Annotated in this window: 14 protein-coding genes and 1 riboswitch; of the genes, 6 read left to right on the forward strand and 8 right to left on the reverse strand. The window is 71.1% G+C overall.

What is annotated here, in order from left to right:
- Positions 1-15 precede the first annotated feature (15 nt).
- From ribH to AB663_RS08710, 6 genes are all read right to left on the reverse strand, one after another.
- Positions 16-489: a 6,7-dimethyl-8-ribityllumazine synthase gene (gene ribH / locus AB663_RS08685; RefSeq protein WP_067197989.1), complete on the reverse strand. Its 474-nt coding sequence runs from the start codon at positions 487-489 to the stop codon at positions 16-18.
- Positions 486-1,748, reverse strand: coding sequence for a bifunctional 3,4-dihydroxy-2-butanone-4-phosphate synthase/GTP cyclohydrolase II (locus tag AB663_RS08690; protein ID WP_067197992.1), 1,263 nt, complete (start codon positions 1,746-1,748; stop codon positions 486-488). The genes ribH and AB663_RS08690 overlap by 4 nt, the downstream gene beginning before the upstream one ends.
- Positions 1,745-2,374 carry a riboflavin synthase gene (locus AB663_RS08695; RefSeq protein WP_067197995.1) on the reverse strand — a complete coding sequence of 210 codons (630 nt, stop codon included), beginning with the start codon at positions 2,372-2,374 and terminating at the stop codon, positions 1,745-1,747. The genes AB663_RS08690 and AB663_RS08695 overlap by 4 nt, the downstream gene beginning before the upstream one ends.
- Entirely contained in the window at positions 2,374-3,417 is a 1,044-nt protein-coding gene (gene ribD, locus AB663_RS08700) for a bifunctional diaminohydroxyphosphoribosylaminopyrimidine deaminase/5-amino-6-(5-phosphoribosylamino)uracil reductase RibD (protein WP_067197997.1), read from the reverse strand. Before ribD ends, AB663_RS08695 begins: the two co-directional genes overlap by 1 nt.
- Before the next feature lie 53 nt (positions 3,418-3,470).
- Positions 3,471-3,617: riboswitch (FMN riboswitch) on the reverse strand.
- 75 nt (positions 3,618-3,692) lie between these two features.
- Positions 3,693-4,556: an Fpg/Nei family DNA glycosylase gene (locus tag AB663_RS08705; protein ID WP_067197999.1), complete on the reverse strand. Its 864-nt coding sequence runs from the start codon at positions 4,554-4,556 to the stop codon at positions 3,693-3,695.
- Between the two features lie 86 nt (positions 4,557-4,642).
- On the reverse strand, positions 4,643-5,206 hold the full coding sequence (locus AB663_RS08710; protein WP_067198001.1) for a GNAT family N-acetyltransferase: 564 nt from the start codon (positions 5,204-5,206) through the stop codon (positions 4,643-4,645).
- Positions 5,207-5,283: 77 nt separating this feature from the next.
- Between AB663_RS08710 and mfd the strand changes: the two genes are divergently transcribed.
- From mfd to AB663_RS08720, 3 genes are all read left to right on the forward strand, one after another.
- Positions 5,284-8,847 carry a transcription-repair coupling factor gene (mfd, locus tag AB663_RS08715; RefSeq protein WP_198147843.1) on the forward strand — a complete coding sequence of 1,188 codons (3,564 nt, stop codon included), beginning with the start codon at positions 5,284-5,286 and terminating at the stop codon, positions 8,845-8,847.
- A gap of 63 nt (positions 8,848-8,910) precedes the next feature.
- The gene (locus tag AB663_RS17380) at positions 8,911-9,072 is read left to right on the forward strand and encodes a hypothetical protein (RefSeq protein WP_198147844.1); all 162 of its coding nucleotides are present in this window, start codon (positions 8,911-8,913) and stop codon (positions 9,070-9,072) included.
- 480 nt (positions 9,073-9,552) lie between these two features.
- Positions 9,553-10,149, forward strand: coding sequence for a gamma carbonic anhydrase family protein (locus tag AB663_RS08720; RefSeq protein ID WP_067198003.1), 597 nt, complete (start codon positions 9,553-9,555; stop codon positions 10,147-10,149).
- A gap of 232 nt (positions 10,150-10,381) precedes the next feature.
- Here the strand turns inward: AB663_RS08720 and gdhA are convergent, their stop codons facing one another.
- Together gdhA and AB663_RS08730 are read right to left on the reverse strand one after the other, a co-directional pair.
- Positions 10,382-11,710, reverse strand: coding sequence for an NADP-specific glutamate dehydrogenase (gene gdhA, locus AB663_RS08725; protein WP_442922673.1), 1,329 nt, complete (start codon positions 11,708-11,710; stop codon positions 10,382-10,384).
- A 170-nt stretch (positions 11,711-11,880) separates the two neighbouring features.
- Positions 11,881-14,571, reverse strand: coding sequence for a phosphoenolpyruvate carboxylase (locus AB663_RS08730; protein ID WP_067198007.1), 2,691 nt, complete (start codon positions 14,569-14,571; stop codon positions 11,881-11,883).
- A 94-nt stretch (positions 14,572-14,665) separates the two neighbouring features.
- On the opposite strand from AB663_RS08730, the gene AB663_RS08735 reads away from it, so the two are divergent.
- Genes AB663_RS08735 through hisS form a run of 3 tightly spaced genes read left to right on the forward strand, consistent with a single transcriptional unit; the run spans position 14,666 to position 17,898 of the window.
- A complete protein-coding gene (locus tag AB663_RS08735) occupies positions 14,666-15,832 on the forward strand; it encodes a Na+/H+ antiporter NhaA (protein ID WP_067198009.1) in 1,167 nt (388 codons plus the stop codon).
- A 13-nt stretch (positions 15,833-15,845) separates the two neighbouring features.
- Positions 15,846-16,595: a MazG family protein gene (locus AB663_RS08740; protein WP_067198012.1), complete on the forward strand. Its 750-nt coding sequence runs from the start codon at positions 15,846-15,848 to the stop codon at positions 16,593-16,595.
- Positions 16,596-16,647: 52 nt separating this feature from the next.
- On the forward strand, positions 16,648-17,898 hold the full coding sequence (gene hisS, locus AB663_RS08745; RefSeq protein WP_067198015.1) for a histidine--tRNA ligase: 1,251 nt from the start codon (positions 16,648-16,650) through the stop codon (positions 17,896-17,898).
- The last annotated feature ends 2 nt before the right edge of the window (positions 17,899-17,900 follow it).

Raw genomic sequence — 17,900 nt, forward strand, 5'->3', positions numbered from 1 at the left:
GCCCGCCGGTGGGTCTCAGCCGCGCAGCTCCCTGGTCACCAGGGCGGTGCGCAACGCGGCGTCCGCGGCCTCGGCGCCCTTGTCCTCCGTCGAACCGGGGAGGCCGGCGCGATCGAGGCCCTGCTGCTCGTCGTCGAGGGTGAGCACCCCGAAGCCCACCGGCTTGCCCGCGTCCAGCGAGACGCGGGTGAGCCCGTCGGTGGTCGCCGCCGCGACGTAGTCGAAGTGCGGGGTGCCGCCGCGGATGATCACGCCCAGCGCGACGACGGCGTCAGCCCCGCCGGCGAACGCCGCCTGCGCGGCGACGGCGAGCTCGAAGGAGCCGGGCACGCGCACGAGACGGTGGCTCGCCGAGGCCTCGTCGAGCACGCGCTGCGCTCCGGCGATGAGGCCGTCGGTGATCGTCTCGTGCCAGGTGCCGGCGACGATCACGACGTTCAGCCCGCGTGCGTCGATGTTCCCGGTCTTCGGTGCTCCTGCGCCGCTCATTCGTGTTCCTTTCCGTCGGCGAGGGCCTCTGCGAGCTCCTCCGCTCCGATGATGTGACCCATGCGGTCACGCTTGGTCTCGAGGTACTGGTGGTTGTTCGGTCCCACGCCGACGATCAGCGGCACCTGCTCGATCACGTCGAGGCCGAGCTCACGCAGCTGCGCGACCTTGTCGGTGTTGTTCGTGAGCAGGCGCACCTTCGAGATGCCGAGGTCGGTGAGGATGCCGGCCGCGGCGGCATACTCGCGGGCGTCGGCGGGGAGCCCGAGCGCGAGGTTGGCGTCGACCGTGTCGAGCCCCTCCTCCTGAAGGCTGTAGGCCCGCAGCTTGTTGATGAGGCCGATGCCGCGCCCCTCGTGCCCGCGCATGTAGATCACGACGCCGCCCTCCTTCTCGATCGCGTCGAGGGCCGCGTCGAGCTGCGGGCCGCATTCGCACTTCAGCGAGCCGAAGGCCTCGCCGGTGAGGCACTCCGAGTGCACGCGTACGAGCGCGGTGTCACCGGGTTCGCCTGACACGACGGCGATGTGGTCGGTGCCGCTCACACGGTCCTTGTAGGCGAGGAAGCGGAAGGTGCCGTGTGAGGTCGGCACCGTCGCGTCAGCACGCAGGCTCACGCGGCGCCCCGGGGTGGTCACGGCGCCCTGCGGGTCGATCTCGTTGAGGTGCGCGATCAGCTGCTCGATCGTGATGACGGGCACGCCCGCGCTCTCGCCCAGCTCGAGGAGTCCCGGCATCCGCATCATGCTTCCGTCCTCGGCGACCACCTCGGCGATCGCGCCGACCGGACGCAGGCCGGCGAGCTTCATGAGTTCGACAGCCGCCTCGGTGTGCCCGCTGCGCTCCCGCACACCGCCGTCGACGGCTCGCAGCGGCAGCACGTGACCGGGGCGGATGAGATCGTGCGCGGTGGACGACGGGTCCGCCAGCACGTTGAGGGTGCGCGCGCGGTCGTGCGCGCTGATGCCGGTGGTCACGCCCACGGCCGCGTCTACGCTCACGGTGTACGCCGTCGAGCGCGCGTCCTCGTTGGCGGCGACCATGGGCTGCAGGTTCAGCGCATCCGCGAGGTCGGCGGGCATCGGCGCGCAGAGGAAACCGGACGACCAGCGCACCGTCCAGGCGACCCACTCGGGCGTGGCGAGTTCGGCGGACAGGATGACGTCGCCCTCGTTCTCGCGGTTCTCGTCGTCGGCGACGATCACGGGGCGGCCGGCGCGCAGCGACTCGAGCGCTGCGGGGATGGTGGACAGGCTCATCGCGAGCCTCCTTCCGGTGCGGAACGGAACGCGAGCAGGCGCTCGACGTGCCGGGCCAGGATGTCGGTCTCGAGGTTGACGCGGTCGCCCACGGCGCGCGAGCCGAGGATCGTCGCCGCCAGGGTCTCGGGGATGAGCGAGACCTCGAACCAGGCGTCGGCCGCGTCGGCGGGACTCACGGCGCTCACGGTGAGCGACGTGCCGTCGACCGCGATCGAGCCCTTGTCGACGACGAGCGGGGCGAGGTCGGCCGGCAGCGAGATGCGCAGCACGCTCCACTGGTCTCCTGGGCGCACCTCCAGCACGGTGCCGGCGCCGTCGACGTGGCCCTGCACGATGTGGCCTCCGAGGCGTGCGCCCACCGGCATGGCCTTCTCGATGTTGACGCGGGTGCCGACGGTCGCGGAGCCGATCGCTGCGACGTCGAGCGTCTGCTTCATGACGTCGGTGTCGAACGTGTCGGCGGTCGAGCCGACGACCGTGAGACACACCCCGGACACCGCGATCGACTCGCCGTGCACGGCATCCGCTGCCGCCTTCGGGGCGCGCACGGTCAGGCGCCACCCGTCTCCTGAGGGGACGATGGCGGTGATCTCGCCGATCTCCTCGATGATCCCGGTGAACATCAGTCAGCTCCTTCGGTGGGAGAGTCGGTCGCGGTCGCGGGGTGGGCGATCGCGAGGAGGTCTGGTCCGAGCGGCACCCATTCGTCGATCTCGAGCCGAAGGGCGCGGTCGATCGAGGGGATGCCGAGGTCGGTGAGAGCGAGACGGTCGCCGCCCAGCAGCACAGGCGCGACGTAGGCGAGCACACGGTCGACGAGCCCGGAGGCGACGAATGCGCTCGCCAGGGTGGGGCCGCCCTCGACGAACACGCGCTGCACGCCGCGGGAGTGCAGATCTGCGAGCACCGCGTGCAGATCGCGGGTGTCGTAGAAGAGGGGGGAGTTCGGATGCCGCCGCAGCGCCGCATCCGCGGGTGTGACGCGCGAACCGATGACGACGGGGGTGGGCTGGTGGGGGAGAAGCGCATCTCCGTCGCGGGCGGTGAGCGCGGGGTCGTCGGCGAGCACGGTGCCCGTGCCGACGACGATGGCGTCGGACTCGGCCCGGCGGCGATGCACGTCGGCGCGTGCGGCAGGTCCCGTGATCCATTGGCTGGACCCGTCGGATGCCGCGGCGCGGCCGTCGAGGCTCTGGGCCCACTTGACCGTCACGTGCGGACGGCCGAGGCGCTGGGCGGTGAGCCAGCCGTCGATGAGCGTGTGCGCGGCATCCGCCTGCTCGCCGCTCTCCACGTCGACGCCGGCCGCGCGAAGGCGGTCGGCGCCGCCGCCGGAGACCGCGCCGGGGTCGTCGAGCGCATACACGACGCGGGTGATGCCGGCGTCGATCAGCGCGAGCGCGCACGGTCCGGTGCGGCCGGTGTGGTTGCAGGGCTCCAGGGTGACGACGGCGGTCGCGCCCCTCGCCGCGCCGGGGGCGAGCTTCGACAGCGCGTCGACCTCGGCGTGCGGCGTGCCCGCGCCGCGATGCCAGCCCTCGGCCATGGTCTCGCCGTCGGACGACAGGATGACGGCGCCGACCTGCGGGTTCACGCCCCTTGGCCCGTTCGCCGCGAGTTCGAGAGCGCGGGTCATCGCGCGGCGCTCGGCCTCGGTCACTGCCATCCGTCGTCCTCCTTCGAGGCTCCGGGGGATGCAGGACGCGCGCACGCGTGCGCCTCGTGCTGCCTCCCTTCCGGACTAGCGAGATCGCTCTCGCATCACCGTCGGTCCCGGAATTCCACCGGATCGGCATCGCGGTCGAAACCAGGACGCTCGCGGACTGTCACCGCCGGTTCGGATTCTCACCGACCCCGGAGCACGTTGATGCTCTGAGTGTACTCAACACGGCTGAGCGCATTTCATTCCGTGGCATGGATCGTGGCCGCCGCGTGCGCGAGTCATTTGAGCAGTCGCGACAGGCGGCGATCGGCGAGCGGCTTTCCTCCGGTCTGGCAGGTCGGGCAGTACTCCATCGATCGGTCGGCGAAGAACACGCTCCGCACGGTGTCCCCGCACACCGGGCAGGCCTCGCCGCGCCGGGCGTGCACCTGCATGCCGCGCCGCTTCGCGTCTTTCAGATCGGCGGGCGGCTTGCCTGATGCCTCGGCGACGGCCTCCGCCAGAGTCGTCTGCATGGCCGCGTACAGGCGGTCGATCTCGGCATCATCGAGCTTGCCCGCGTTGGCGTACGGCGACATGCGCGCGGCATGCAGGATCTCGTCGGAGTACGCGTTGCCGATCCCGGCGATCACGCCCTGGTCGCGCAGCAGCCCCTTGATCTGCATCCGCTTGCCCTCGAGCAGCCCGGCGAACACATCGCGGGTGAACGACGGGTCGAGCGGATCGGGGCCGAGCCGGGCGATGCCAGGGACGTCATGCGGGTCGCGCACGACGTACACCGCGAGCGACCTCTTCGTGCCCGCCTCGGTGAGGTCGAAGCCGGCGCCGTCGTCGAGCGCGACCCGCAGGGCGATCGGCGACTTGCCTGGCTTGATGAGCGTGGTCGGCAGCTCGTCGTACCAGCGCAGCCAGCCCGCCTTCGCGAGATGGAACACGAGATGCAGGTCGTCGCCGCACGAGAGCACGATGAACTTGCCGTGCCGAGAGGCGCCGGTGACCTCGGCGGCCTGAAGGGCATGGATCGGCGGATCATAGGTCTTCAGCGCCGAGATGGCGGACACGGCGGCACGGGTGATCGTGCGTCCGACGGCGCGATCGTCCAGGAACGCGGTCAGGCCTTGCACCTCGGGCATCTCCGGCATGGGTTCATCCTGTCACCGGCATCCGACATGGGGCTAGATCATCGGCATGCGACACAGCGCGATCTCACCATCCAGCGGTCGCGCGCTCAGAGGATCGGCCACTCGACGGGGGAGCGGTCGTCGGTGACGAGCAGGCCGCCGAGCCAGCCGTCGTCGCGCCCTCGGGGGCCGGTGAGCGCCTGGCGCTGAAGGCCCTCGTACCGGAACCCCAGGGCTCGGGCGGCACGCGCCGACGGGATGTTCCCGACGACGGCTTGCCAGCGGATGCGGACGAGCCCGAGCTCGGCGAAGCCCCAGTCGATCACCGCCTTCCCTGCCTCAGCGAGAAAGCCGTGCCCCCGCGCCTCGGCGGCGACCCAGTACCCGAGCTCCGCGTGGCCCCCGGTGTGGTGGTCGACGATGCGGTGGAGGCCGATCGACCCCACGAGCACGCCCTCGTGGAAGATGCTCCACACGGTCTCGCTGCCGTCGGCCCACCACTCCGCGATCAGGCGGATGAAGTCCTCGGCATCCGCGCGGGAGTACGGGCTGGGGACGGTCGTCCAGCGAGGGATCTCCGGATCCTGGCACGCGCGCTCGATCGCCTCGGCATCCGATGGCGTGGGGGCGCGCAGGGTCAGTCTCTCGGTGATCAGGGTGACGGGTTCCATCCCGGAATCCTATGCGCCGCATACCGGGCTCGACGCCTCCGGCCCGGATGTCCGACGCCCCCGACTACACTTGTCCGGTGACTGTTCCAGGGATTCTGCGCGCCTTGGAAGAGGCGTCTCTCTACCGTGATGCCCTGACCTGGGCGCACACCGACGCCGATCTCGGCCTCGTCGACGGGCTCGACGCCCCCGCGCTCGCGGGACTGCTGCGCAAGAGGGCCGAGAACGGCCATCCGGCCGCGCTGCTGGCCGTGGCCCCGACGGGCCGCCGAGCCGAGAGCATCGCACAGGCTCTCGCGTCGTACCTCCCCGACGCTGAGGTGCTCACCTTTCCTGCCTGGGAGACGCTGCCGCACGAGCGGCTCAGCCCCAGCCCCGACACGGTCGGACGACGACTTCAGACGCTGCGCCGCATCACCGGATGGACCGGCGACCACCCGCTCGTCGTGGTCGCGTCCGTGCGCGCCGCGCTGCAGCCCATCGCGGGCAACCTCGCCGACATCGAGCCGCTCGAGCTCGCCATCGGCAGCCGAGGACACGAGCTCGACGACGTGGCGGAGCGCCTCGTCGAACGGGCCTACTCGCGAGTCGACATGGTGTCGCGGCGCGGGGAGTTCGCGGTGCGCGGAGGCATCCTCGACGTCTTCCCGCCGACCTCCGAGCACCCGTTCCGCGTGGAGTTCTTCGGTGACGAGATCGACCAGATCCGCGCGTTCTCGGTGGCGGATCAGCGCTCCCTCCCCGGCGACGTGTCGACGGTCGACCTGCCGCCGAGCCGCGAACTGCTGCTCACGCAGGAGGTACGAGACAACGCGCGTGCCCTCGTCGGCGGGTTCCCCGCGATCTCGGCGATGCTCGAGAGGATGGCCGAGGGCATCCCCGTCGAGGGCATGGAGTCGCTCCTGCCCGCCGTCGCGGGGCCGCTGAAGTCGCTCGTCGAGTACCTGCCGGACGGCGCGGCCACGGCGGTCGTCGACCCGGAGCGGTCGTCGGCCCGCGCGATCACGCTCGGGGAGACCAACCGGGAGTTCCTGGACGCGGCGTGGAGCGCTGCGACATCGGGAGCATCCGCACCCATCGACCTCGGGGCCGGCGACTTCCTCACGATCGCGCGCCTGCGTGAGATCGTGCACGCGCGGGGCGGCGTCTGGTGGCGGCTCAGCCCGTTCGCGATCGGCGGCGCGGATGCTGAGACGATCGACGCCGCCGTCATCCCGTCGTTCCACGGCAACGTCGACGGCGCGATCTCGTTCGTCGACGGCTGCGTGTCCGAGGGGTGGCGGGTGGTCGTGATCGCCGCTGGTCCCGGTCTGGTCGACCGCGCGCGCGACGTGCTGTCCGACCGCGGCGTCGCGGCACGGGTGGTCGATCGCCTCACCGAGGCGCCGGAGGCGGGCGTCGCCACGCTCGTGACCGGCTCCGTCGAGGCGGGGGTCCAGGTGCCGGAGGCCAAGCTCGCCGTCCTCACGGACAACGAGTTCTACGGCCGCACCATCGGCGGCGACCAGCGCGTGGTCAAGAAGCTCGCATCGCGCCGCAAGAACGTCGTCGACCCGTTGCAGCTGAAGCAGGGCGATTACGTCGTGCACGCGACGCACGGCATCGGCCGCTTCGTGGAGATGACCCAGCGCGAGGTGTCGACCGGCGGCCGCAACGCCGCGAAGTCGACCCGTGACTACCTGGTGCTCGAGTACGCGCCGTCCAAGCGGGGCTACCCCGGCGACAAGCTCTTCGTGCCGACCGACCAGCTCGACCTGCTGTCGAAGTACGTCGGCGGCGAGGCTCCCACCCTGTCGAAGATGGGCGGCAGCGACTGGGCACAGGCGAAGGGCAGGGCCCGCAAGGCCGTGCGTGACATCGCCGTCGAGCTCGTCAAGCTCTACTCCGCGCGCATGAGCGCCAAGGGCCACGCGTTCGGCCCCGACACGCCGTGGCAGCGCGAGCTCGAGGAGGCGTTCCCGTTCGCGGAGACGCACGACCAGCTGCAGACGATCGAGGAGATCAAGGCCGACATGGAGCGGCCGATCCCGATGGACCGGCTGCTGTCGGGAGACGTCGGCTTCGGCAAGACCGAGGTCGCCGTGCGTGCCGCGTTCAAGGCGATCCAAGACGGCAAGCAGGTCGCGATGCTCGTGCCGACGACGCTGCTCGTCAAGCAGCACCTCGAGACCTTCACCGAGCGATTCGCGGGCTTCCCCGTGAAGGTGCGGCCGCTGTCGCGGTTCCAGACCGACAAGGAGGCGCGGCTCACCCTGCAGGGGCTGCTCGACGGATCGGTCGACATGGTCATCGGCACGCACCGCATCCTCACCGACCAGGTCATCTTCAAAGACCTGGGACTGCTCATCATCGACGAGGAGCAGCGCTTCGGCGTCGAGCACAAAGACGCGCTGAAGAAGCTCAAGACGAACGTCGACATCCTCGCCATGAGCGCCACCCCCATCCCGCGCACGCTCGAGATGGCCGTCACCGGCATCCGCGAGATGTCCACGCTGCAGACGCCCCCGGAAGACCGGCATCCGATCCTCTCTTTCGTCGGTCCGCGCAGCGACAAGCAGATCGCAGCGGCCATCCGGCGCGAGATCCTGCGCGAGGGGCAGGTGTTCTTCGTGCACAACCGCGTGCAGTCGATCCAGCGGGTCGCCGCGGAGCTGGCCGAGCTCGTGCCGGAGGCGCGGATCGCGGTGGCGCACGGCAAGATGGGCGAGCACCAGCTCGAGCAGGTCGTCGACGACTTCTGGGAGCGCAAGTACGACGTGCTCGTCTCGACGACCATCATCGAGACAGGTCTCGACATCTCCAATGCCAACACGATCATCATCGACAGGGCCGACAAGTACGGCCTCAGCCAGCTGCACCAGCTGCGCGGACGCGTCGGTCGAGGACGTGAACGCGCCTACGCGTACTTCCTCTACGACGACTCCAAGCCGCTCAGCGAGACCGCGGCCGACCGACTGCAGACGATCGCCGTGAACAACGACCTCGGCTCGGGCATGCAGGTCGCCTTGAAAGACCTCGAGCTGCGCGGCGCGGGAAACCTGCTCGGAGCCGAGCAGGCCGGCCACATCGCCGGCGTCGGCTTCGATCTGTACCTGCGCATGATCGGCGAGGCCGTCGCGACCTTCCGCGGCGAAGAGGTCGAGACCGGGCAGGAGCTCCGCCTCGAGCTGCCCCTCGAGGCCCGCATCCCCGAGGACTACATCGACAGCGAGCGGCTGCGGCTCGAGGCGTACCAGAAGCTGTCGGCTGCGTCGGCCGCCACCGCGAAGGACGATGCGATCGACCTGGTCGTCGAGGAGCTCACCGACCGGTACGGCACGCCGCCGGAGGAGGTCGTCGGGCTCGTGGCGATCGCTCGGCTCCGCCGTCGTGCAGCGCGCGCCGGGCTGACGGATGTCGTCGCCATGGGGTCGAACCTGCGGATCTCGCCGGCGCGCCTCGAGGACTCGATCAAGGTGCGGATGCAGCGGCTGTACCCCAAGGCGAAGCTCGTCGCAGGGGGAGAAGCCCTCGTCGTGCCGCTGCCGACCGTGCCGTCGGCGGTGGGCGTGGGGCTCGAGCCTCTTCCGGGCGCACAGCTGCTGGAATGGGTGGGGCAGCTCTTCACAGCCTTGTTCCCCGAGCCGGTGAAGACCGACTAGATCACCGACAGCGCCGCCGTCAACGCCCTGTGACGCGCACGTCATGGGCGGGATGCTGGCGGCATGTGGACGCTATTGATCATCCTCCTCGTGCTGTGGGCCGGCGTGTCCGTGCTGGGCTTCGTGGTGAAGGGCCTGTTCTGGCTCGCGATCGTCGGGATCGTCTTGTTCATCGGGACGCTCGTGTTCGGGATGCTCCGCCGCGGGACCTCCACGAGGGAGTGACCCGGCACGGCCCGTCGCGCGGCGCGGTGCGTGAGGTGCGTGTGCGCGCCCGTGTGTCGCCGAGCCCGTGCGCGTCGTGCCCGTGTGTCGCCGTGCCCGTGCGCGAAAAGTCGGAGTCTCCGGGCGACACGCCGGGGTGCGGGTGGTCTCGGGCGGCGTGTCGCGTCGCGGTTCCGACGTTTCGCGCACGGACGCGGGGAGTTCGCGCGCGCGGACGCCGGGCCATCGTGCCCACGGATGCTGCGCCTTTCGCGTGCGGGTTGCCGTGCCCGTGCGCGAAAAGTCGGAGTCTCCGGGCGACACGCCGGGGTGCGGGTGGTCTCGGGCGGCGTGTCGCGTCGCGGTTCCGACGTTTCGCGCACGGACGCGGGGAGTTCGCGCGCGCGGACGCCGGGCTTCGCGCGCGGATGCCGCCCCTCCGCGCGCGCGGACACCGCACGAGCCGTACACGGATGCCGCGGCCGGGACTAGTCTGGCCGCATGTTGTACGAGCACCTCGGGGCTCGGCCCCGGATCCATGACACCGCCGTCGTCGCTCCCACCGCCGTCGTCTCGGGCGACGTCGAGATCGGGCCCCACTGCCAGGTGCTGCACGGTGCGGTGATCACCGCGGAGGGCGGTCCGATCACGCTGGGCGAGCACGTGATCGTGATGGAGAACGCCCTCATCCGCGCGACTGCGGCCAACGCCGTGCACATCGGCGCCCACACGCTCGTCGGCACGCTCGCCAGCATCGCGGGAGCGACCGTCGGTGAAGAGGTGTTCTTCGCGTCGGGAGCGCGCATCTTCAACGGCGCGCTCGTCGGCGACCGGTGCGAGGTGCGAGTCAACGCCATCGTGCACCGACGCGCCGTGCTGCCGGAGGGCACGGTCGTGCCGATCGGGTGGGTGGCGGTCGGCGACCCCGTGCAACTGCTCTCACCCGACCGCGAGGCGGAGATCGCGGCGGCGCAGCCGGAGCTCGACTTCCCGGGTCACGTGTTCGGCGTCGACCGCGACACTCCCGACCTCATGGTGCAGCTCACCGAGCGCTACGGCAGCTCCCTCGCCCGCCATGCGGCGGACCGGCTGCTCTGAAACCCCGCGGCGGAACGCCGAAGCGCTCCCGCGGCGGAACGCCGAAGCTCCCCATGACGCCGCGCCCGTCGGCGCCGGAGAGCGCCCGCGGCGGAATGCCGAAGCGCCTCCATGCCGTCGGGCCCGTCCGCGCCGGAGAGCGCACGCGGCGGAACGCCGAAGCGCGCCCGGACCGACGGGAGAGTCCGAGGACTCCTGCGATCCGAGCGCGCTCGTGCTGTCGTGGAAGCCGTCAGATGACGCCCTGGGCGAGCATGGCGTCGGCGACGCGCTCGAAACCGACGATGTTGGCGCCGGCCACGTAGTCGCCCGGAGTGCCATAGCGCTCGGCTGCCTCGAACGCCGCGCTGTGGATGTCGGCCATGATGTCGCGCAGCTTCTGCTCGCTGTTCGCGAAGTCCCAGCGCTGGCGCGCGGCGTTCTGGCTCATCTCCAGCGCCGACGTCGCGACGCCGCCGGCGTTCGCGGCCTTGCCTGGAGCGAAGAGCACGCCGGCCCGCTGGAAGGCCTCGACGGCCTCGGGGGTGCTCGGCATGTTCGCGCCCTCGGCGACCGCGCGCACGCCGTTCGCGATGAGGGCGAGGGCAGAATCCTCGTTCAGCTCGTTCTGCGTGGCGGAGGGGACCGCGATGTCGACCGGCGTCTCCCAGACGTTCCCGCCCTCGACGAAGCGCGCGCCGGGGCGGCGGTTCGCGTACTCGACGATGCGGCCGCGCTCGACCTCCTTGATCTGGCGCAGAAGGGCGAGGTCGATCCCCGCGTCGTCGACGACGTAGCCCGAGGAGTCGGATGCCGTCACGGCCTTGGCGCCGAGCTGCTGCGCCTTCTCGATCGCATAGAGCGCGACGTTGCCGGAGCCGGAGACCGCCACGCGCTTGCCCTCGAGGCTCTCTCCGTGCACGGCGAGCATCTCCTGCACGAAGAACACGGCTCCGTAGCCGGTGGCCTCGGTGCGCACCTGGGCGCCGCCCCAGCCGATGCCCTTGCCGGTGAGGATGCCCGATTCATGCCGGTTCGTGATCTTGCGGTACATGCCGAACATGTAGCCGATCTCGCGGCCCCCGACGCCGATGTCACCCGCCGGGACATCGGTGTGCTCGCCGATGTGCCGGTACAGCTCGCTCATGAACGACTGGCAGAACCGCATGATCTCGGCGTCGCTCTTGCCGTGCGGATCGAAGTTCGACCCGCCCTTTCCGCCGCCGATGCCCTGGCCGGTGAGGGCGTTCTTGAAGATCTGCTCGAAGCCGAGGAACTTGATGATCGAGATGTTCACCGAGGGGTGGAAGCGCAGCCCGCCCTTGTACGGGCCGAGAGCGGAGTTGTACTGCACGCGGTAGCCGCGGTTCACCTGCAGCCGGCCTGCGTCGTCGATCCACGGCACGCGGAAGATCACCTGGCGCTCGGGCTCCACGAGGCGCTCGAGGATCCCGTTGTCCACGTAGTCGGGACGGCGGTCGAGCACCGGTCCGATCGAGTGCAGCACCTCGTGCACGGCCTGGTGGAACTCGGGCTCGTTCGGGTTGAGCGCCCGCACGGACTCGAAGATGGGCTGTGCGATGGTGCTGAGCGGATGGAAGTCGGCGGTGGGTTCGGTCACGCGTGTGCTTTCTCAATGGGGGATGTCGTGCGCGGGCGATCGTGTCGCGTGAGGGGGCGCCGGATCAGGCAGAGTTCTCACTTTATCGTCCTCGCGATTGTGAGGACTTTCACGCGACGGTCGGATGCCGGTCATCCGGTGTTCTGCAGGCCTGCGGCGACCCCGCTCACCGACAGCAGCAGGAGGCGCTGCTGCTCGGCATCCGCACCCGACCCCTCGGCCTGTCCGGCCGACGCCCGCAGGGCTCGCAGCGCGCGAAGCTGCAGCAGCGACAGCGCGTCGACATAGGGGCTGCGCAGCTGCACGGCGCGCTGCAGCACGGGCTTGTTCTCGAGCAGACGGTCGCCGCCGGTGAGCCGGATGACCCAGCGCCGGGTGAGCGCGAGCTCGTCGAGCACCAGCGCGGCCAGGTCGTCACGGTCGCCGAGCGCGAGGTACTGCCGAGCGATGCGCTCGTCGGTCTTCGCGAGGCTCATCGCCACGTTGTCGATCATGGTGTGCAGCAGCGGCCACTCGCGATACGCCTCGACGAGGAGATCCTCGTCGCCGACGGCCTCGAGAGCCGTCCCGAGCCCGAACCAGCCGGCGAGGTTGATGCGTGCCTGCGTCCACGCGAACACCCACGGGATCGCCCTGAGGTCCTCGAGCGACTCGACGGAGAGGCCGCGTCGCGCGGGCCGAGAGCCGAGCGCCAGCAGTCCGATCTCCTCCATCGGGGTCACGGTGGCGAACCACGGCGCGAACCCCTCCGCCTTGACGAGCGAGAAGAACCGCTCGCGCGAGGCGACGTCCATGGTCCGCGCGACCTCCGCATACCGCGTCGCGGCGCTGCTCGTGCGCTCTTCGACCGACGGCGACGAGGCGAGAAGGGTCGCCGCGGCCACCTGGTCGATGTGCCGCATCGCGATGGCAGGCTCGCCGTAGCGCGCGAAGATGACCTCGCCCTGTTCGGTGAGCTTGAAGCGTCCGTCGACGGAATGCGGCGGCTGCGCCAGGATCGCCGAGTTCGCCGGACCGCCCCCGCGGCCGAGCGCGCCGCCGCGGCCGTGGAACAGCGTCAGCTCGATGCCGGAGTCCTTCGCCCACTGCGCGATCTTCTCCTGCGCCTCGTAGAGCGCGAGGTTCGCGGCGACCGGCCCCACATCCTTCGACGAGTCCGAATAGCCGAGCATGACTTCGAGGCGGTTGCCGGTGGCGGCGAGCCGCTCCTGGAACTCCGGGAACGTCACGGCCTCGGCGAGGATGCCGGGCGCCGCCTGCAGGTCGGCGAACGTCTCGAACAGCGGCACCACGTCGAGCACGGGTGCGTCGTCGCCCATGGCGTGGCGGGCGAGCCGGTGCACGGCGGCGAGGTCTTGCGCCGATTGCGTGAAGGACACGACGTACCGCCCGGCTGCCCTGAGCCCGCGATCGCGCTGGATCTCGGCGATGACGCGGAAGACCTCCAGCACCTCCTCGGTCTGGGCGCTGACGGGTCCGCCGGCGTCCAGCTCGGCGAGGGCCTTCGCATGCACCTGCGAGTGCTGACGCACCTCCAGCTCCGTGAGGTGGAAACCGTAGGTCTCGACCTGCCAGATGAGGTGCTGCACGCCGCCGAAGGCGTGGCGCCTGGCGCCGGCCGCCAGCAGCGAGGACTGCACGGCCCTGAGGTCGGCGAGGAGTTCTTCCGGAGAGGCGTACGCGAGGTCGCCGCCGCGCCGGGTGGCGGCGACGCGACGCGAGAGCGCGAGCATGACGCGGCGGTGCGGCTCGTCGGGGGAGCGCGTGGCGAGCTCGGCGGCGGTGTCGGGCTCGGCGGCGACGAACGCCTCCCACAGCGCGGAAACCGCTTCGCTCGGCGGAGTCCCCTCGGCGTCGAGCGTGAGGGTGCGGCCGATGCGCTCGATCGCGCGCTCCAGCCCTCGCAGCACGTGGTCGGAGGCGATCTGCGACGCCTCGCGGGTCACGGCCGCGGTGACGAACGGGTTGCCGTCGCGGTCGCCGCCGACCCACGACCCGATGCGCACGAATGCGGGGACGACCGGAGCGCTCGACCCGGACTCCTCGCCGCGCAGCGCGTCGTCGATGCGGCGGTACACGTGGGGGACCGTCGTGAAGAGCGTCTCGTCGAACACGCCCATCACCGTGCGCACCTCGTCGGTGGGTGTGGGCTTCTGCGCCCGCAGCGGCGCCGTGCGCCACAGCGTGTCGATCTCCTCCAGCATCCGCCGCCGAGCCCTTCGTTGCTCTGCGCCGCCTTCGCTGGCCGCGTCGTGCTGGGTGAGGAGCTCGGACAGGCGTCGGATGCTGCTCGACACCGCGCGCCGGCGCGCCTCGGTGGGGTGCGCCGTGAACACGGGGTGGAACCGGAGCGCCTCCAGACGGCGGCGGGCCTCGTCGTCGCCGACCTCGCTCTTCAGCTTCGCGTAGGCAGAGGCGACGGTGTCGGCGGCGTCCTCGCGCCCTGGCTGCCCCGCGCGTTCGCGCAGCACCCGGACGCGCTGGTGCTCTTCGGCGAGGTTGACGAGGTGGAAGTAGCACGTGAAGGCACGGGCGACCTCGTCGGCGCGCGACACGCTGAACGACTCGGCGATCGCCGCCGCGCGCTCGAAGGCGTCCGGCGTCTCCTCGTCGTAGGCCTGAATGGTCGCGAGTCGCAGACGTTCGACGTCGTCGAAGAGGCCATCGCTTCCGGCTTCGCGGAGCACCTGGCCCAGCAGGGCGCCGAGCATCCTGACGTCGGACCGCATCGCCTCCGGGATGCCGCGACCTGCTTCGAAGCGTCCGATGACGCGGATCGCCTCGGTGTTCGTGGGCTCGGGAAAGGAATGTGCGGGGGTCACCCTCCGAGGGTAACGCGAGCGGAACACCGCTCCCGCACTCATGACGACGGACGTCGTGCGGCCGGCCGGAACGGCCCCGCCTAGCATGGAGGGGATGCGAATCTCGGCGAACCCCCTCCGCGGCCAGCAGTTCCCGGCGGTCCTCCTGCTCCTGGCGGCTGGACTCGGTCTTCTGCTCGCCAACCTGATGACGCACGACGCGATCGAGGGGGTCCTCGAGCTGCATCTCGCCGTTCCCGGCACGGCCCTCGACCTCTCCGTCGGTCACTGGATCTCCGACGGTCTCCTCGCGGTCTTCTTCCTCGTCGTCGCGATCGAGCTGCGTCATGAGCTCACCCACGGCGAACTGGATTCCCCGCGCAAGGCTGTGCAGCCCGCGATCGCCGCCGCGGGCGGCGTGCTCGTGCCGATCGCGGTGTACCTGCTGCTCGCAGGCGACTTCACGACGGTCGCCGGCTGGCCGGTGCCCACGGCGACCGACATCGCGTTCGCGCTCGGGGTGCTGGCGATGTTCGGGCGGGGCCTGCCGCCGACCGTGCGGGTGTTCCTCCTGGCGCTGGCGATCCTCGACGACATCATCGGCATCGTCTTCATCGCCGTGCTGTTCGCCCACGACGTGCAGTGGCTGCTGCTCGCGCTCGCCGTCGTGTGCGTCATCGCGTTCTGGGCGTTGAGCCGGCTGCTGCACGCGACGGGTCACACGCTCGTCGCCGTCGCCATGGCCGTGGTGGGCGTGGTCACGTGGGGTCTCGTCGCCGCCTCGGGCATCCACGCCACGATCGCCGGCGTGCTGTTGGGGCTCGTCATGGCCCCGGTGCCGGCCGGACGCGTCCGTCATGCGCTCGAGCCCGCGGTGAACGGCGTGATCCTGCCGCTGTTCGCCTTCGTCGCGGCGTTCGTCGTCATCCCCGCGGTGTCGCCGACGGAGCTCTCCCCGGCGTTCTGGGGCATCCTCGTCGCGCTGCCGGTGGGGAAGATCATCGGCATCTCGCTGTTCGGCTGGGTGGCCATGCGCATCAGGCCGAAGGGCGCACCGCCCGCGCTCCCGTTCGCCGACCTCGTGGCCGCGGGTGCGCTCGGCGGCATCGGGTTCACCGTCTCCCTGCTGCTGGCGAACCTCGCCTTCGCGGGCGACGCGGGCATCCGAGACCAGGCGATCCTCGGCGTGCTGCTGGGGTCGCTGGTGGCCCTCGTGCTCTCCGGCGTGATCGTGTCGCTGCGCGCCGGCTGGTACCGACGGGTCGCCGCGGCGGCCGAATGACGGGGAGGACTGCATGACCGACACTCCGGAGGACGACCCGCTGCGGGCGGTCGCCGAGACCATGCGCGCCGTGCGCGAGCGCTGCGTCTGGTCGCAGCGCATCACGCACCGCGACCTCGTGCCGTACCTCATCGAGGAGGCGCACGAGGTCATCGACGCCGTCGAGGCCGGTTCGCGCGACGATCTGCGCGAGGAACTGGGCGATCTGCTGTGGCAGGTGCTGTTCCATTCCGCGATCGCCGCGCAGGACGAGGACGACCCGTTCGACATCGACGACGTGGCGCGGGGTCTGAACGAGAAGATGGTGCGGAGGCACCCGCATGTCTTCGGCGGCGCCGTCGCGCGAACGCCCGAAGAGGTGCTCGTGCACTGGAACGCCGCGAAGGCGGCCGAGAAGCGCACACGGCGCAGCGCGCTCGACGGGATCCCGCGGGGGATGCCGGCGCTCGCGCTCGCGCAGAAGATGCTCGGCCGCGTGCCACCGGCCCCGCTCCCCGCGACGGCGGACGCGGCGACGACCGACGCGGCGACGACCGGCACGGACGGCGGGCGCCCCTCCTCCGAGGCGGAGCTCGGCGAGGCGCTCCTCTCGCTCGTCAGGGCGGCGCGCGAGAACGGATGGGATGCCGAGCGGGCCTTGCGGGAGCGGCTGCGGGCGCTCGAGGCCGAGGTGCGCGCCGCCGAGGAGCGCGCGGGCGAAGGGCTGAGCGCCGAGGGGCGCGGCGGAAGGCGGAGCGCCGAGGAGCGCGCGGGCGAGGGCTGAGCGCCGACCTGGGAAGATAGAGGGCGTGGCTACTGTGAACCCGCCCCGTGGCATGCGCGACATCCTCCCCGCCGACAAGGCACGCCGAGAGCACGTCCTCTCGATCATCCGCGACCGCTACCGGTCGCACGGTTTCGACGAGATCGAGACGCCGGCCCTCGAGGAGTACTCGCGCCTGCATGCCGGAATCGGCGGCGACAACGAGAAGCTCGCGTACAACGTGCTGCGCCGCGGCCTCGACGCCGAGGCGATCCGCGAGGCCGCAGACGACCCCGCCGCGCTGGCCGACCTGGGCCTCCGATACGACCTCACCGTGCCGCTCGCGCGTTTCTACGCGAGCAACCGCGGGCAGCTTCCCGGAGTGTTCCGCTCCATCCAGATCGGCCCGGTGTGGCGCGCCGAGCGTCCGCAGAAGGGCCGCTACCGCCAGTTCGTGCAGTGCGACATCGACATCATGGGCGACGACTCCGCTCGGGCCGAGGCCGAGCTCATGGTCGCGTCGCTGGACGCGCTGGACGCGCTGGGTCTGGAGGGCGCGACCGTGCGGGTGAACGATCGCCGCGTGCTCGACTGGATGCTCGAGTCGTTCGGCTTCGCGCTCGACGAGCGCCCCGGCGTGCTCATCACGATCGACAAGCTCGACAAGATCGGCCCGGACGGGGTCGCCGCAGAGCTGCGCGAGCGCGGTGCGGATTCCGGAGCCGTCGGCGCGTTCGAGGCGTTCCTGCGGCGGCCGCAGACCATGGAGTACAACCCCTTCGGCGAGCGGCAGATCCGCAAGGCGCTCCCCGACGGCGCACCGGACGAGATCGTGGCGCACCTCGTCGGCATCGGCGACGCGGTGGCCGCAGGCACGGGGCGCAGCGACGTCCCGCTGGTGTTCGACCCCTTCCTCGTTCGCGGCATGGGGTACTACACAGGGACGATCTTCGAGCTCGCGCATCCCTCGGTGGACTATTCGCTCGGCGGCGGCGGCCGCTACGACGGCATGATCGGCCGATTCCTCGGCCAGCAGGTGCCGGCCGTCGGCTTCTCTCTCGGCTTCGAGCGGCTCGTCGACCTCGTCCGCACGGAGACGGATGCCGTCGCGCGGGCCGTCGTGCTCATCCACGACGCCGACGTGCCGGTCGCCGAACTCGTCGCGCACAAGTCGCGTCTCATCGCCGGCGGCGCGCGCGTGCGTCTCGAGAAGCGCACCAAGAACCTCAAGGCGCTGCTCGAGCGATCGGCGGCCGGCGGCTACACGGCGTTCGCGACCGTGCCGTCGGGCGCGCAGGAGCTGGAGCTCAAGCCCCTGTCCTGATT

Source organism: Microbacterium sp. XT11 (assembly GCF_001513675.1).
Taxonomy (GTDB): domain Bacteria; phylum Actinomycetota; class Actinomycetes; order Actinomycetales; family Microbacteriaceae; genus Microbacterium.